At 73.5% G+C, this 15,025-nt stretch carries 11 protein-coding genes and 1 pseudogene; 6 read left to right on the forward strand and 6 right to left on the reverse strand.

What is annotated here, in order from left to right:
• Positions 1-21: 21 nt before the first annotated feature.
• Positions 22-534, reverse strand: coding sequence for a PH domain-containing protein (locus F5972_RS02225; RefSeq protein WP_150930541.1), 513 nt, complete (start codon positions 532-534; stop codon positions 22-24).
• Positions 535-581: 47 nt separating this feature from the next.
• A complete protein-coding gene (locus tag F5972_RS02230) occupies positions 582-1,409 on the reverse strand; it encodes a biotin--[acetyl-CoA-carboxylase] ligase (RefSeq protein WP_150930543.1) in 828 nt (275 codons plus the stop codon).
• A gap of 232 nt (positions 1,410-1,641) precedes the next feature.
• Between F5972_RS02230 and F5972_RS39130 the strand changes: the two are divergent.
• Together F5972_RS39130 and fdhD are read left to right on the forward strand one after the other, a co-directional pair.
• A pseudogene (locus F5972_RS39130) lies at positions 1,642-2,082 on the forward strand (glycosyltransferase); the annotation flags it as partial.
• Positions 2,083-2,209: 127 nt separating this feature from the next.
• Positions 2,210-4,360, forward strand: coding sequence for a formate dehydrogenase accessory sulfurtransferase FdhD (fdhD, locus tag F5972_RS39135; protein ID WP_191909902.1), 2,151 nt, complete (start codon positions 2,210-2,212; stop codon positions 4,358-4,360).
• Between the two features lie 63 nt (positions 4,361-4,423).
• Here the strand turns inward: fdhD and F5972_RS02245 are convergent, their stop codons facing one another.
• The 4 genes from F5972_RS02245 to F5972_RS02260 form a co-directional block, all read right to left on the reverse strand.
• Positions 4,424-7,060, reverse strand: a complete 2,637-nt coding sequence (locus tag F5972_RS02245; RefSeq protein WP_150930549.1) for a phosphoenolpyruvate carboxylase — start codon at positions 7,058-7,060, stop codon at positions 4,424-4,426.
• Positions 7,061-7,139: 79 nt separating this feature from the next.
• Positions 7,140-7,610, reverse strand: a complete 471-nt coding sequence (locus F5972_RS02250) for a hypothetical protein (protein ID WP_150930551.1) — start codon at positions 7,608-7,610, stop codon at positions 7,140-7,142.
• A gap of 110 nt (positions 7,611-7,720) precedes the next feature.
• Complete coding sequence (locus F5972_RS02255; RefSeq protein WP_150930553.1) at positions 7,721-9,277, reverse strand: hypothetical protein; 1,557 nt, start codon at positions 9,275-9,277, stop codon at positions 7,721-7,723.
• A gap of 79 nt (positions 9,278-9,356) precedes the next feature.
• Complete coding sequence (locus tag F5972_RS02260; RefSeq protein WP_150930555.1) at positions 9,357-10,121, reverse strand: ABC transporter ATP-binding protein; 765 nt, start codon at positions 10,119-10,121, stop codon at positions 9,357-9,359.
• Positions 10,122-10,371: 250 nt separating this feature from the next.
• On the opposite strand from F5972_RS02260, the gene F5972_RS02265 reads away from it, so the two are divergent.
• The 4 genes from F5972_RS02265 (at position 10,372) to F5972_RS02280 (ending at position 14,936) form a co-directional block, all read left to right on the forward strand.
• The gene (locus F5972_RS02265) at positions 10,372-11,961 is read left to right on the forward strand and encodes an acyl-CoA carboxylase subunit beta (protein WP_150930558.1); all 1,590 of its coding nucleotides are present in this window, start codon (positions 10,372-10,374) and stop codon (positions 11,959-11,961) included.
• Positions 11,958-12,182, forward strand: coding sequence for an acyl-CoA carboxylase epsilon subunit (locus F5972_RS02270; protein WP_150930560.1), 225 nt, complete (start codon positions 11,958-11,960; stop codon positions 12,180-12,182). The genes F5972_RS02265 and F5972_RS02270 overlap by 4 nt, the downstream gene beginning before the upstream one ends.
• Before the next feature lie 140 nt (positions 12,183-12,322).
• Positions 12,323-13,258, forward strand: coding sequence for an NYN domain-containing protein (locus F5972_RS02275; protein WP_150930562.1), 936 nt, complete (start codon positions 12,323-12,325; stop codon positions 13,256-13,258).
• Between the two features lie 139 nt (positions 13,259-13,397).
• Positions 13,398-14,936 carry a DNA-3-methyladenine glycosylase 2 family protein gene (locus F5972_RS02280; protein WP_150930564.1) on the forward strand — a complete coding sequence of 513 codons (1,539 nt, stop codon included), beginning with the start codon at positions 13,398-13,400 and terminating at the stop codon, positions 14,934-14,936.
• Positions 14,937-15,025: the final 89 nt, after the last annotated feature.

Consider the following 15,025-nt stretch of genomic DNA (forward strand, 5'->3'; position numbering starts at 1 on the left):
CGGCACGTGGTCCGCGCCGCGCTACTCCCCGTCGATTTTCCCGTCGGCGGCATCCTCCACCAGCCGGAACAGCTCGTGCCGTACGCGCTGGATCTGGGGGATGTCCCGGTAGTCGATGTCGCCCTTCTCCGAGGCCGACTCGACCCGGAGCGTGCCACAGCCCAGGATGCGCTCCAGGAACCGCTGGTCGGAGCTCACGCTGCTGACCTTGGCCAGCGGGATGTCGTCCTCCGACTTGTTCAGCACCCCGAGGCTGATGGCGAAGCGGTGCGAGGTCAGTGTGTAGGAGGTCGTCACCCAGCGCAGATAGGGGATGAGCGTCCACAGGACCAGCGCCACGAAGGCGACCACGGCCACCGCGCCGCGGGCGAGCCCCGCGTACTCGTAGTCGCCGGGAATGAGGACGAAGGCCGCGACGGCGGCGGCCAGGACGACGACGAAGGCGAGAACCGGCAGGATGAGCCGCTTCCAGTGCGGATGGAACGATAGAACGACCCGCTCGCCCTCGGCCAGATAGTGATCCGGGAGACCCATGGCGCAAATCGTGACACGATCCCGGGTCGTTCGCATGCGTTCCCGGGCTACGTGATCGGCCCGGGGCGGACGTGAACGACGTCGCCGGCGCTGAGCGAGTGCTCCCCGTCCTCGCCGCGCACGATCAGGTGGCCCGCCGGGTCGATGCCGGCGGCCCGGCCGGTGAGCACCCGCTCGCCGGGCAGTTCGACCCGTACGTCCTGGCCCACGGTCGCCGACCAGGCGAGATAGGCCGCGCGCAGGCCCGAGGCGTCCGGGTCGCCGTCGGCGGCCACCCAGTCGCGGTAGTGCGACTCGACCTCCCGCAGGATCGCGCGCAGCAGCGGGTCGCGGTCGGTGCAGGCGGCGTTCTCCACCGCGAGGGACGTGGCCCGCTCGACGGGCAGTTCCTCCCGCCGCAGCGAGACGTTGAGGCCCATGCCGATGACGACCACCCGGTCGACCCGCTCGGCCAGGATGCCGGCCAGCTTGCGCTCCCCGATCATGAGGTCGTTCGGCCACTTCAGCCGTACGTCCAGCTCGGCGATCCGCCGTACGGCGGAGGCGGCGGCGAGACCCACCAGCAGGGCCAGCCAGCCCTGCCGCGCGAGCGGCACCTCCGGCCGCAGCAGCATCGAGAACGTCAGCCCCGAGCGCGGCGGCGCGCTCCAGGGGCGGCCGAGCCGTCCCCGGCCCGCGAACTGCGCCTCCGCGACCAGCACGGCGCCCTCACCGGGGGTGTCCCGCACGGTCTTCGCGAGGTCGGCGTTGGTGGAACCGGTCCGCTCGACCACGCGCACGGACGACCACAGCGATCCGGGGCGCACCAGCGCCCTGGTCAGCGCGGTCTCGGACAGCGGAGGCCGATCGAGGTCGGCGTACGGCGAGTCGGGCACGCGTCCAGGCTATCGGCCGGGGGCCGCCCCCACCTCCGCGAAGCCACATCGGCGGCCCGCCGCCTCGATAGGCCTCAGCGCGGGGCGCCAGGAGGGTCCCCAGGCGAACTGAGAGCGGGTCCGTGCCGGTTCCCCGGGCGGGCTCCCAGGCGGCCTCAGCGCGGGCCCTCGGCGGCCGTGGGGGCATGCCGCCGGAGCCGCCGCGCCCGTACGGCGGACCCGGGATCCGGCTGTGACCCGCGCGGATCAGGGTTTTGCCGGGGAAGACCCCCGGGCACAGCGCCGCCTGAGGGAGGCGACCATGGCGAGAGAGATCCGCGTGGCCGTGGTCCACGGTCCCGGGCCCGCGCACCGCGACGGTGTCGGCGACTACGCCGAGCGCCTCGTCGGCGCACTGGGCGGGGCCGGAATCGACGCGGTGGGCGTGCCGGTGGGAACGCCGGACGCCCGCTCCGCGCGGCAGTGGCTGCCGGCGACGCTGGCGGCCGCCCGGCGGGTGCGGCGGCTGCGCCCCGACGTGGTCCACGTGCAGTTCGCCCCTTCGGCCTACCGGTTCTCCGGGCTGCCGGGACTGCTCCCGCCCCTGCTGCCGGGCGGGACGCCGCTGGTGACGACCCTGCACGAGTACGGCTGGTGGGCGACCCCCGGATGGGTGCCCGGCGCCGTCTGGCGGCCGCTGGAGCGGGCCCGCCTGTGGGACAGGGAGACGGGTGCTCACGATGCTGGCGCACGGTCTGCCGGTAGCGGTCACCGTGCCGGACGAACCCGACCCGGCGCTTCCGCTCGGGGAGGCCCCCGCCGTGATCCCGGCCCGCCGCGACGCCGCCGCCGTCGCGCTGCTGGACGATCCGGGCCTGCGTCGGCTGATGGGCGGGGCCGGTACACGGCCGTGGCCGATCCGCGCCGAGATCTCCCCGGCCGTGATGCGTGAGCCGTACCGGGAGATCCTGGTCGTCGACCTCCTCGGCGGCATCGGCGACCTGATCATGGTGCTGCCCGCCGGACACGCCCTGGCCCGCCGCAACCCCGGGGCGTCGCTGCGCGTGCTCACCCACGCGCCCGGCGCCGCCCTGCTGCGCGCGGACCCCGCCGTCACCCGGGTGCTCACCCCGCGCCACGGCGGCGCGGGCGCCGAGCGGGAGGCCGTGGCCGAGGCCCTCGCGGCCCGCCGTCCGGACCTGGCCGTCACCACCACCCGCTACGACGGCATCCCCGATCTCCTCGCCGCCTCGGGCGCCCGCTGCGTCACCGATCTGTGGCGTCACCCGCCTCCCGGCGAGCCGGTCGGCGAGCGGTACCTGCGGATCCTGCTCGCCGAGGGGCTGCCGGCGCCGGGCGACCTCCGTACGCGGCCGGTCGTGCGGCTGACGGCGGACGAGATCGCGGACGGCGAGAGCACGGTCGGGCGGTGTCTCCCGACCGCCACGCCCCGCCCGCCGGTGGTGCTGGTCACCGAGGCGGGCATGGACGTGAAGCACTGGCCCGCCGCGCGCTGGCGGGCACTCGCCGCGCTGCCGGCCCGCCGGGGCCATCCCCTGCTCACGCTCGGCGCGCCGCACGAGCACGTCCCCGGCCCGGCCGCGGCCCGCGGTACGGCGCCCGGTCACCCGTGCCCGGCAGCGGCGGTGCTGCCGTCCCGCGACCTGCGCGGGCTCGCCGCGTGCTTCGCCGCGGTGGCGAGAAGGGGCGCTGTGGTCGTGGGCGGCGACACCGGCCCGCTGCGCCTCGCCGCCGCGTCCGGCGCGGCCACGGTCGGGCTGTTCGGCCCCACCTGGGCCGAGAGGTACGGCATCGCCGGCTCCGCCGTTTCCCCCATCCGCGTGGCCGGCGATTCCGGCTCGACCGTTCCCGGCGGGCCCTGCCTGCATGGCCGACGTCTCCGTGGCGTCCGTCGCCCGCGCCGTGACCCGCCTCGTGACCCGCCTGTGCGACGGCGGCCCTCCCCCGCGTCGCCCGGCGGAGGACCCCTGAGACGAGCCCGGGACGAGGCGTGGCAGGCTGCGTACGGGAAAGAGCGGCAGCCATGCCGCCAGAGGAGGAAGCAGATGCGAGGGGACGGCGGTGAAGGGCTGCCGGCCCGTCCGGGGCCGGTCACGCGGTTCTACGTCCGGAGGGTGTCGGGATCGGCCGTACGCGACCGGCGGGACGACCTCGCCACCGAGGAACCGCTGGAGATCCGGCTGCTGGCCGCGGGCGGCGACGCCCGCACGGTGGCGATCACGATGCGGACGCCGGGCGCGGACTTCGAGCTCGCGGCGGGGTTCCTGCACGGCGAGGGGATCGTCGGCCCCGGCGGCATCGCCGCCATCGGCTACTGCACGGACGAGGACCTGGACCCCGAGGCGCGCTACAACACCGTGACCGTACGGCTCACCGCTCCCGAACTGCCCGACATGACCTCCGTCCAGCGGAACTTCCTGACGTCGAGCGCGTGTGGCGTCTGCGGCACGGCCAGCCTGGACGCCCTGCGTGACCGCTGTGCGCCGCCGGCCGTACGCCCGCCGGTCGGCGTGTCCGCCGCGACCCTTTACGCCCTGCCGGACCGGCTGCGCGCGGCCCAGGGGGTGTTCGGCAGGACGGGCGGGCTGCACGCCGCCGGGCTGTTCACGCCCGAGGGCGCTCCCGTGGCCGTGCGGGAGGACGTGGGGCGGCACAACGCGGTCGACAAGCTGGTCGGCTGGGCGCTGATGGGCGGCACGCTGCCCCTCGACCGGCACGTCCTGCTGGTCAGCGGCCGCGTCAGCTACGAGATCATGCAGAAGGCCGCGAGCGCCGGGATCCAGATCGTCTGCGCCGTCTCCGCGCCCTCGTCGCTCGCCGTCGACCTCGCCCGCGAGTTCGGCGTCACGCTCGTGGGGTTCCTGCGCGACGAGCGCTTCAACGTCTACGCCTGCCCCGAGAGGATCGACGTCGAACGGGAGCCGTCGATCTCGGCCTCTCCCGCGCAGTGACACTTCGCGGCTGACCGGCGTGCGGGCGCCCGTTCACCTGCGCCCGCACGCCGGTCCGGCCGGTCAGCCGGTGTTCTGGAGGCCGGCGGCGACGCCGTTCACGCTCAGCAGCAGCAGCGTGGACAGGCGCTCGCGCTCCTCCTCCGACAGGTCGCCGGCCGCCCGCAGCGCCGACAGCGCGCGCAGTTGCAGGTGGCTGAGCGCGTCCACGTACGGGTCGCGAAGCTGCACGGCCCGCGAGAGGACCCGCCGGTTCTCCAGCAGGCGCGTGTGGCCGGTCACCTCCAGCACCAGCCGCCTCGTCAGGTCGTACTCCTCCAGGACCTGCTCGGCGAAGTCGCTCCGCCCGCCCAGCCCCAGGTACCGGGACGCGATGGCGCGGTCGGTCTTGGCCAGCGACATCTCCGCGTTGTCCAGCATCGCGGCGAACAGCGGCCACTCCCGGTACGCCGCGCGCAGTTCGGCCATGCCGCCGTCGGTGACCACGGCGGCGAGGCCGCTGCCGAGGCCGTACCAGCCGGGGAGGTTGACCCGGGTCTGCGCCCACGAGAAGACCCACGGGATGGCCCGCAGGTCGTCGAGCGAGCGGGGCGCGCCGAGACCGCGCCGTGCGGGCCGGGAGCCGAGCCGCAGCGAGCCGAGTTCCTCCAGCGGACTGACCAGCGCGAACCACTCGGGGAAGCCCTGGGCCTCGGTCAGGCCCCGGTACGCGCGCTCGGAGGCCGAGGCGACGAGGTCGGCGAGCCGGCGGAACTTGGCCGCCGCCTCGGCCGTGCTCGACTCCACCGCCGAGGTGGACGCCAGCAGCACGGCGTTGGTGACCTGCTCGATGTGGCGCTTGGCGATGGCGGAGTGGCCGTACCGGGCGAAGATGACCTCGCCCTGCTCGGTGACCTTGAACCGTCCGGCCACCGACCCGGGGGCCTGGGCGAGGACGGCGCGGTTGGCCGGGCCGCCGCCGCGGCCGAGCGCGCCGCCGCGGCCGTGGAAGAGCGTGAGCCGGATGTCGTTGGCCGCCGCCCAGGCGGTCAGCGCGGCCTGCGCGTCGTACAGGCGCAGAGTGGCCGCCGCCGGGCCGAGTTCCTTGGCCGAGTCGGAGTAGCCGAGCATGACCTCCATGCGCCGCCCGTTGGTCGCCAGCCGCTTGCGCACCGGCTCCAGCGCGGCCATGCCCTCCAGGACTCTCGTGGAGTTGTCGAGGTCCTCCCCCGACTCGAACAGCGGAACCACGTCCAGCACCGGAGCGCGGTCGCCGAGGGCGTGCCGGGCGAGCTCGTACACGGCGGCGATGTCGTCGGCCGACCGGGTGAACGAGACGACGTACCGGGAGCAGGCGGTCACGCCGAAGCGCTCCTGGATCCAGCCGATCACCCGGATCGTGGCCAGGACCTCCTCGGTGCGCTCGGACAACGTGCCGGACGCGATCTCCTGCAACGCCGCCGCGTGGACCGCCGAGTGCTGGCGCACCTCCAGCTCCGCCAGGTGGAAGCCGAAGGTCTCGACCTGCCAGATCAGGTGCTGCAGCTCGCCGTACGCCTGCCGTACGGCGCCCGCGCCGCGCAGGGAGTCCTGCGCGAGCCGCAGGTCGGCGAGCAGCTCCGCCGGGGCGCGGTAGGCGAGATCGAGGTCACGACGGCGGGTCGCGGCGATCTTGGCCGCCACGAACATCAGCCACTGGCGGTGCGGCTCCATCGGGGAGCGGGTGGCCATCTCCGACACGAGGTCGGGGTGGTCGTCCTCGGCCTGGGCGAGCGCGGCGCGCAGCTCGGCGGACGGCGGCGTGTAGGCGCCGGCCAGGGTCAGCGACCTGCCGATCCTGGTGGTGGCGTTCTCCAGCGCGATGAGCACGTGCTCGGCCTGGATCTGCATGGCCTCCCTGGTCACCTTGGCGGTGACGTTGGGGTTGCCGTCGCGGTCGCCGCCGATCCAGCTTCCGTAGCGGATGTACGCCTTCGCCTGCGGCTCCCGCGTCCCGGTGCCCGGGCCGAGCGCCGCGTCGAGCGACCGGTAGATCAGCGGCACCGTGCGGAACAGCGTCTCGTCGAACGCCGCCATCGCGGTGCGGACCTCGTCCAGGGGGTCGAGCTTGGTGTGCCGGAGCTGCGCGGTCCGCCAGAGGAGGTCGATCTCCTCCAGCAGCCGCCGGTGGGCCTCCTCGCGCTCGGCGGCCCCCCGTCCCGGCATGTTGTACGCGTCGAGTTGCGCGCTGATCCGCTGGATGGCGGTGACGATCGCGCGCCGCCGCGCCTCGGTCGGGTGCGCGGTGAGCACCGGCCGGAACTCCAGCCCGTCGATCAGCTCCTGGAGGCGGTCGTCCCCGCGCAGCCGCTGGACGGCCTCGGCGAGCGACTCGCGCAGCGGCACGTCGTCCTTGTCGCGCTGCCGGAGCGTACGCACCCGGTAGTGCTCCTCGGCGAGGTTGGCGAGGTGGAAGTAGCAGGTGAAGGCGCGGGCGATCTGCACGGCGCGGTCGACGGGCCATTCGGCGACCAGGGCCGCGACCTCGTCGGCGGTCGTCTCCCGGCGCCGGGCCGCGATCACCGCCTTCCGGAGCCGTTCCACGTCGGCGAGGAGGTCGGGGCCGCCGTGCTCGGCGATCACCTGACCCAGCAGTCCACCCAGGAGGCGCACGTCCGCGCGGAGCTCATCCGGCATCTCCGCTACGGCGTTGTGTCGTTCGGCAGGAGCGATGGCGGCCATGGTTGGAAGGCTAGCGAATGACGCTCCGCGCCCCGAGGGCGGTCTCACTAATTGGACTAGACCACTGAAAAGGGACAGATCACAATGATCCAACCACTGCGGCGGGGGCGCTCTCGCCCGCTGGGAGCCGCCTGAAGCGGAGGGTGAGGTGCTGGGCGAACCGGCCATGAGCCACCACAACGGCGGCGAACGCGACGATCAGCATGGATATCGGCGTCAACTGGCCGTCCTCGGCCAGGAGGATGGCCTGCGCGTCGCCGAGCCCGGTCCTGGCCGCCTGCAGCCCCGTCACCAGGGCGGTCACCCACCGGCCGACATGCATGATCGCCGGACGCGCGGTCGCGGTCGCCGCCGCCGGCAGGGCCAGCACACCGAAGGCGACGATGATGATCGCCGTGCCGGCCGGGGAGAGGTCGGTCGGCCCTCCGACGGCGAGTTTGACCCCCCGCATCAGGAGGCGCGCCAGCGCTCCGATGACCAGTCCGCTCAGCGCCGCCGCGGCCAGCGTCGCCAAGATCGTGCGGCCCAGCCGCCCGCGGTCGTGCATCATTTGTCTCCCTAGAACGGTCCAGACCGTTATAGGGACAGCCCATAACGCCCGCAACACCGCAAGGACTTCGCGACCGCTCTGTTACGTGACAGACGGGGCAGAAGGCGCAGTCAGGTGGGGCGGGAGACGGCCGCGAGGAGTTCGGGGAGCCGGGCGAAGCCGATGCCGGACGCGAGCCGGCGACCCGCCCAGGCGACCGCCACGCCGTACGGCACCGCGAGGACGGCGAGCCAGGTCGTGCCGAGCAGGACCGGAAGGACGACGGGCAGCGCGAGCGCGGCGACGGCGAGCATCGTGGCGAAGGACGAGGCGAACGCCTGCCCGCCCTGCCCGGGCGCCGCGCCGCTGAAGGCGTTGAGCCGGTCGGGATAGGTGTACGGGACGGTCACGCTGGTGAGCGCGCCGACTCCCATGCCGACGCCGAGCACGCCCCACGCGGTGAGCGCGGCGGCGGGGGCCCAGCCGGCGTCACCCGCCACCAGTGCGGCGGACAGCGACGCCAGCGCCAGCAGCGGCACCGCGATGACCGCCATGGCGAGGTGCCGCCCGGCGAGGTCGGTGCGCAGGTCGCGCGGCGTGCCGAAGGCCACCGCGTTCATCCACAGCGACCTTCCGTCGATGCCGAAGGAGTTGGCCGACTGCAGCCCGATCACCAGGGCGGCCAGGCAGGCGGGGCCGATCGCGGACGCGGGCCCCGCCGAGCCGCCGGGCCCGTGCAGGGAGAACATGACGACCGCGCTCACGAAGATCGCGGCGATCCAGTTCACCCGGCCACGCGGCTCCCTGCGGGCGTACTTCAGCTCCTTGGCGACGACGGCGCCGATCATGCTGTCCGGCAGGAGTCCGCCGGCCCAGGACCGCCGCACCGAGCCGCCGCTCTGGTTGGAGGAGTCGGGCCGCACCAGCGCGTGCCGCAGCGCGGCGATCCACAGCCAGCCCAGGAGGACCACCACCACCGCGACGACGACCAGGTCGGCCACACCGGCGAGCCCGCCGTCGGCGATCGCGTGCGCGGCCAGGCCGGGCGGCGTCCAGCGCAGGACGTCCGCCGCCGACGCCAGCATTCCCGCCGGGTCGCCCGCCAGCCTCCGGTTGAGCAGCAGGTTCGGCAGCTGGGCGAACAGCACGCCGAAGACGGCGGCGACCGCGAGCACGTCGCGGCCCCGGCGGGTTCGCAGCGCGCCGGACAACGCGGTGGTCACCAGGCGGGAGACCACGATGCAGAAGGCGAACTGGAGGACCACCGCGGGCACCCCGAGCAGCACCCCGCCCGGTCCGTGGGCGAGCGCGACCAGGCCGCCGAAGAGCGTGACCAGCGAGGCGATCGGCCACGGCCCGGCGGCCGACGCGGCGAACAGGCCGGTCGCGAGCTGCCGGGTGGTCAGCGGGAACAGGGCCAGCCGGGCCGGGTCGAGCGTCTCGTCCAGGCCGAAGGCCATCAGCGGCACGACGATCCACCAGGCGGCGAACATCGCGAACGCCACCGGCACGACGTCGAGCGCGATGTCGTGCGGCGCGAACCGTACGAGCGCCAGCAGCCCGAACCCCGCGACCGCCATGAGGACGGCGGCGATCAACGAGAAGGCGAAGCCCAGCTGCTTGGCGGTCTCGCCGCGCAGGCCCCCGCGGACCAGGCTGAGCTTCATCCGGACGAAAAGCCACGTCATGACGCGCTCCCCGGTCCGATGGACAGCTCGGTCAGGAGGCGCGCGTGCGAGGCGGTCGGGAGGCCGACGGGCCGCGCGGTCAGGAGGCCGAGGTGCCCAGCCACGACAGGCCCTCCTCCCCGTTGCCGCGTGCGCCGACGAGGTCGAGGAAGGCCTCGTTGAGCGTGCGGCCCCGCCGTACGTCGTCGAGCGGGCCCTGCGCGACGACGAGCCCGCCGTTCATCACCGACACCCAGTCGCACAACCGCTCGACCAGGTCCATCACATGGCTGGAGAAGACGACGGTGGAGCCCGAGGCGGTGTATCTGCGCAGCACCTCGGCCAGGGTGTTGGCCGAGACCGGGTCGACGCCCTCGAACGGCTCGTCGAGGAACAGCACGCGCGGGTTGTGCAACAGCGCCGCCGCGAGGCCGATCTTCTTGCGCATGCCGGTCGAGTAGTCGACCACCAGCTTGTCCTGAGCCTCGACCAGGTCCATAACCCTGAGCAGCTCGTCGGCGCGCCTGCCGGCCTCGTCCAGGGGGATGCCGCGCAACTGGCCGCCGTACAGCAGCAACTCGCGGCCGGACAGCCGTTCGAACAGCCGCAGGCCCTCGGGCAGCACGCCGATCCGCGCCTTGGCGGCGACGGGATCGGCCCACACGTCGTGGCCGTCGATCTCGATCCGCCCGCCGTCGGGGCGCAGCAACCCGGTGATCATGCTCAGCGTCGTCGTCTTGCCCGCGCCGTTGGGGCCGACCAGGCCGGCGAAACCGCCCTTCGGCACGACCAGGTCGACCCCGCCGACGGCCACCTGCCGCCCGAAGCGCTTGTACAAGCCCTGCGTGCGTACGGCGTCAGCCATCGCGCCCCCTTCTCCGCCGTCGTCATGAAGGCCTGGTCGTGAAGGCCTGGTTGTAAAAGCCGAACGAACGACAGGCGACCTCCGTTCCTCCCGGACTCCTCCCCGAACGCCTCCCGGGCGGCTTCCGGCCGCGCCCCGGCGCGACCTCGCGGCGGAAGTCTCGTTAACCTGTCGGCCATGGATCCGACGCGGCCTGGAGCGCATCGCGGGACCCGGGGCCGCTGAGCATGCGAGGAACGGTGAGGGAACGATGAGCGCGGAACGCGCCCACGAGATCGATATCCACACCACCGCCGGCAAGATCGCCGACCTGGAGCGGCGCCTCGGCGAGGCGGCCCACGCAGGCTCCGCGCGGGCGGTGGACAAGCAGCACGCCAAGGGCAAGATGACGGCCCGCGAGCGGGTCGCGGCCTTCCTCGACGAGGGCTCGTTCGTGGAGTTCGACGAGCTGGCCAGGCACCGGGCGACCGCCTTCGGCCTGGACCGCGAGCGCCCGTACGGCGACGGGGTCGTGACCGGGTACGGCACGGTGGACGGCCGCCCGGTCGCGGTGTTCGCGCAGGACTTCACCGTGTTCGGCGGCTCGCTGGGCGAGGTCTTCGGCGAGAAGATCGTCAAGGTGATGGACCACGCGCTCAAGACCGGCTGCCCGGTGATCGGGATCAACGACTCGGGCGGCGCGCGCATCCAGGAGGGCGTGGTCTCCCTCGGCCTGTACGCCGAGATCTTCAAGCGCAACGTGCACTCCTCCGGGGTGATCCCGCAGATCTCGCTGATCATGGGCCCGTGCGCCGGCGGCGCGGTCTACTCCCCCGCCCTGACCGACTTCGTCCTGATGGTCCGGGAGAAGTCGCACATGTTCATCACCGGGCCGGACGTCATCAAGACCGTCACCGGCGAGGAGGTGACGTTCGAGGAGCTGGGCGGGGCCCACACGCATAACTCCCGCAGCGGCGTCGCCCACTACGAGGCGTCCGACGAGCAGGACTGCCTCGACTTCGCCAGGGCGCTGCTGTCGTTCCTGCCGTCCAACAACATGGACGACCCGCCGGTCTTCGAGGCGGAGGCGGTCCTGGAGACGACCGACGAGGACCTCGTGCTCGACACGCTGATCCCCGACTCGGCCAACCAGCCGTACGACATGCACACGGTGCTCGAACACGTCCTCGACGACGGGGAGTTCCTGGAGATCCACGCGGGCTTCGCGCCGAACATCCTGGTCGGCTTCGGCCGGGTCGAGGGGCGTTCGGTGGGTGTCGTCGCCAACCAGCCGATGAGCTTCGCCGGGACGCTCGACATCGCCGCATCCGAGAAGGCCGCCCGGTTCGTCCGCACCTGCGACGCCTTCAACATCCCGGTGCTGACCTTCGTCGACGTGCCGGGCTTCCTCCCGGGCACCGACCAGGAGTGGAACGGCATCATCCGGCGCGGCGCCAAGCTCCTCTACGCCTACGCCGAAGCGACCGTGCCGCTGGTCACCGTCATCACCCGCAAGGCGTACGGCGGGGCGTACGACGTCATGGGGTCCAAGCACCTCGGCGCGGACATCAACCTGGCGTGGCCCACCGCCCAGATCGCGGTGATGGGGGCGCAGGGCGCGGTCAACATCCTCTACCGGCGCGAACTGGCCGCCGCCGACGACCCGGACACGGCGCGGGCGAGGTTCGTCTCCGAGTACGAGGACACGCTGGCCAACCCGTACCTCGCCGCCGAACGTGGCTACGTGGACGCGGTGATCCGGCCGTCGGACACCCGGGTCCGGATCGTCCGCGCGCTGCGGGCACTGCGCAACAAACGGGCTGTCCTGCCGCCGAAGAAGCATGGGAACATCCCGTTGTGAGCACTCGCGAGCCGTACCTGGAGATCATCCGGGGGGACGCCACCCCGGAGGAGACCGCCGCCCTGCTCGCCGCACTGCTGGCCCGGGCGTCGGCGCACGCCCCCCGGGAGGCCCGGCCCGCCACCAGGGGAAACTGGAGGTACGCGGGGCGCGTCATGCGCCCGGCGCTGCCGCACGGCCCGGGGGCGTGGCGCTCCGCCTTCCTCCCCGGCGCCCGGTGACGGCAGCCGCGGATCAGCCGGGGACCACAGCCTGATTACATCGACGGAACCGGGTGTCAACTGGCCCAAGAGTTGGGACTATCTAGAAAGCGGGGGAATATAGTCGCCTGATCATCTAGTGACGAGTCCTGGAGGACACCATGGCCATCCCGGACTTCAGCGCACATGGGATTGCCGCGAAGTATGCCGTTCTGGTGGACGTGGGTTACCTTTACGCGGCCGCCGGTGAAGTTCTCTTAGGCGCCAAGGAGCGTAAGGAGTACCGCGTCGCCGCGGACGAGTTGATCCAGGCGCTGCAGAAGCACGTCGTGCAGAGCATCTCGGGCGAGCTGCTGCGGGTCTACTGGTACGACGCCGCGCGTGACCGGGTGCCCACGGTGGACCAGCGGGTGATCGCCCAGCTGCCCTGGGTCAAGGTGCGGCTCGGCAACCTGAACGCCCGTGGCCAGCAGAAGGGCGTGGACGCGCAGATCCGCAGCGACCTGGAGGCGCTCGCCCGGCACCACGCCGTGAACGACGCCGTGCTGATCGCCGGAGACGAGGACATGGTCCCCGCCGTGGAGGCCGCCCAGGCGTACGGGGTGCGCGTCCACCTGTGGGGCGTCGAGCCGCCGTTCGGGACCAACCAGGCCGAACGGCTCGTCTGGGAGTCGGACACCGTCGAGATCCTCAGCGCCGACTTCCTGCGTCCGTTCTTCACCCGCGCTCCGGTGCCGGTGCCCGTTCCGCCCGCGCCGTCGCCCGCCCAGGTCTTCGCGGGCCGCGCCAAGCCGATGCCGCCGAAGGCGCCGGTCGGCCAGACCTCCAAACTGGGCCCGGGCCGGCCCCACGTGGAGGAGGTCGGCGAGCACGTCGCGCAGAAATGGATCCTTACGCGCGGCCGGGACAACATCCGCGACCTGCTGCCCGGCCCGATCCTGCCCACGGTGATCGACACCGAACTGCTCATCGAGGCCGAGAAGGAACTCGGCCATTCCCTGCGGCCCTATCCCGAGGCCCGCGTGTGGCTGCGCGACGGCTTCTGGGCCCGGGTGTACCGCGAGTTCGACCTCGGGGTCGGCATCTCCAGCAAGTGACGCCGACGTCGTCCCGTGCCGAGCGAGAAAAGGCCCGGCGCCGCACCGCCCGGCCTGCCGCGAGCGCCATCGTGCGACGTGACGACCGCGTCCGATTTCCGCGAGCCCGCATCGGTGGCCTGGGCATAACGTCGTGTGCGTGACCACCACACGACAGCTCGACTTCGACGCGTGCTACCTGGCCGTGTCCGCCCGGGACCCCCGCTTCGACGGGCGTTTCTACACGGCTGTCACGACCACCGGCATCTACTGCCGCCCGATCTGCCCGGCCCGCACCCCGGGACGGGCGAACGTCCGCTTCTACCGGCACGCGGCCGCGGCCGAGGCCGCCGGCTTCCGGCCCTGCCGCCGCTGCCGCCCGGAGCTCAGCCCTGGCGACCCCGGCTGGGACGTCCGCGCCGACCTGGTGGGACGCGCGCTGCGGCTGATCGACGACGGCGTCGCCGACGACTCCGGCGTCGCGGGGCTGGCCCGGCGCCTCCACGTGACCGAGCGCCATCTGCACCGCCTGTTCGCCGCCGAGCTCGGCGCCGGGCCGCTCGCCGTCGCCCGCACCCGGCGGCTGCTGCTCGCCAAGCAGCTGCTCACCGAGACCACCCTGCCGATCACGGACGTCGCGTTCGCCGCCGGGTTCGGGAGCGTACGGCAGTTCAACGCGGCCATGAAGGAGTCGTACGGCTTCGCGCCGGGTGAGCTGCGCAAGGGCAACGGGCCGGTCGGCGGCGGAGGGCACGGCGGGGGGCACTGCTCCCCCGCGAGCGGCCTGACGCTGCGGCTCGGCCACCGGCGGCCGTACGACGCGCAGTCGGTGCTGCGCTTCCTCGCCGCGCGGGCGATCCCGGGGGTGGAGGCGGTCCGCTGGGCGGGCGCGGACGTCGCGGCGTACACCCGAGCCGTTCCGGGCGGCTCGATCACCCTGCGGCCCGCGGCGGACCACGTCAGGCTCACGGTGCGGACCACCGAGGCCCACCGCCTGTCGCCGCTGGTGGCGCGGTGCCGCCGGCTGCTCGACCTGGACGCCGACCCCGGGGCGGTGCGGGAGATCCTCGGCCGCACGTCGCTCGCGCCGCTGGTCGAGGCCCGGCCGGGACTGCGGGTCCCGGGAGCGTACGACGGGTTCGAGGCGGCCGTCCGGGCCGTCGTGGGGCAGCAGATCTCGGTGGCCGGGGCCCGCACGCTGCTCGGCCGCATCGCCGCCCGCGCCGGCACCCCCGCCATCATGGACCGGGAGCCCACCTCGGAGGCGGCGAACGAGACCCCGCTGCTGTTTCCCACCGCCGACCGGCTGGCGGGCGCCGATCTGGACGGCCTCGGGCTCACCACCCGCAGGACCGCCACGATCAGGGCGCTGGCCGAGGGGGTCGCCTCCGGCGAGATCGACCTCGACGGCGCCGAGGACCCCGCCGACACCACGGCCAGGCTGCTGGCGATCCCCGGCATCGGCCCGTGGACCGCGAGCTACATCGCGCTGCGCGCGCTGCGCGACCCGGACGCCTGGCCCGAGGGCGACCTCGTGCTGCGCAGGACCATGGACCGGCTCGGCATCACGGCCGGCGAGAGCGAGGAATGGCGGCCCTGGCGCGCGTACGCGGCGGTCCACCTGTGGAGCCACGCCTCCCAGCAGACCCCGGCCCCGGCCCTCACCCTGGACACGCACCCGGGCGCCGCTTCGGCCTGAGCCCCCGCGCCCAGCGTCGGACACGAACCCAACCACGACCTCAGTCACAACCCCGGCCCGGCGCCGACCGGCCTGAGCCTGGGGACACC

This window comes from Microbispora cellulosiformans (assembly GCF_008728085.1).
Lineage (GTDB): Bacteria > Actinomycetota > Actinomycetes > Streptosporangiales > Streptosporangiaceae > Microbispora > Microbispora amethystogenes.

What these genes read in the sequence shown, in the direction of transcription:
- F5972_RS02225 (WP_150930541.1), bottom strand. Translation starts at nt 534, where the DNA reads ATGGGTCTCCCGGATCACTATCTGGCCGAGGGCGAGCGGGTCGTTCTA.
- F5972_RS02245 (WP_150930549.1), bottom strand. Translation starts at nt 7,060, where the DNA reads ATGGCCGCCATCGCTCCTGCCGAACGACACAACGCCGTAGCGGAGATG.
- F5972_RS02250 (WP_150930551.1), bottom strand. Translation starts at nt 7,610, where the DNA reads ATGATGCACGACCGCGGGCGGCTGGGCCGCACGATCTTGGCGACGCTG.
- F5972_RS02255 (WP_150930553.1), bottom strand. Translation starts at nt 9,277, where the DNA reads ATGACGTGGCTTTTCGTCCGGATGAAGCTCAGCCTGGTCCGCGGGGGC.
- F5972_RS02260 (WP_150930555.1), bottom strand. Translation starts at nt 10,121, where the DNA reads ATGGCTGACGCCGTACGCACGCAGGGCTTGTACAAGCGCTTCGGGCGG.
- F5972_RS02265 (WP_150930558.1), top strand. Translation starts at nt 10,372, where the DNA reads ATGAGCGCGGAACGCGCCCACGAGATCGATATCCACACCACCGCCGGC.
- F5972_RS02275 (WP_150930562.1), top strand. Translation starts at nt 12,323, where the DNA reads ATGGCCATCCCGGACTTCAGCGCACATGGGATTGCCGCGAAGTATGCC.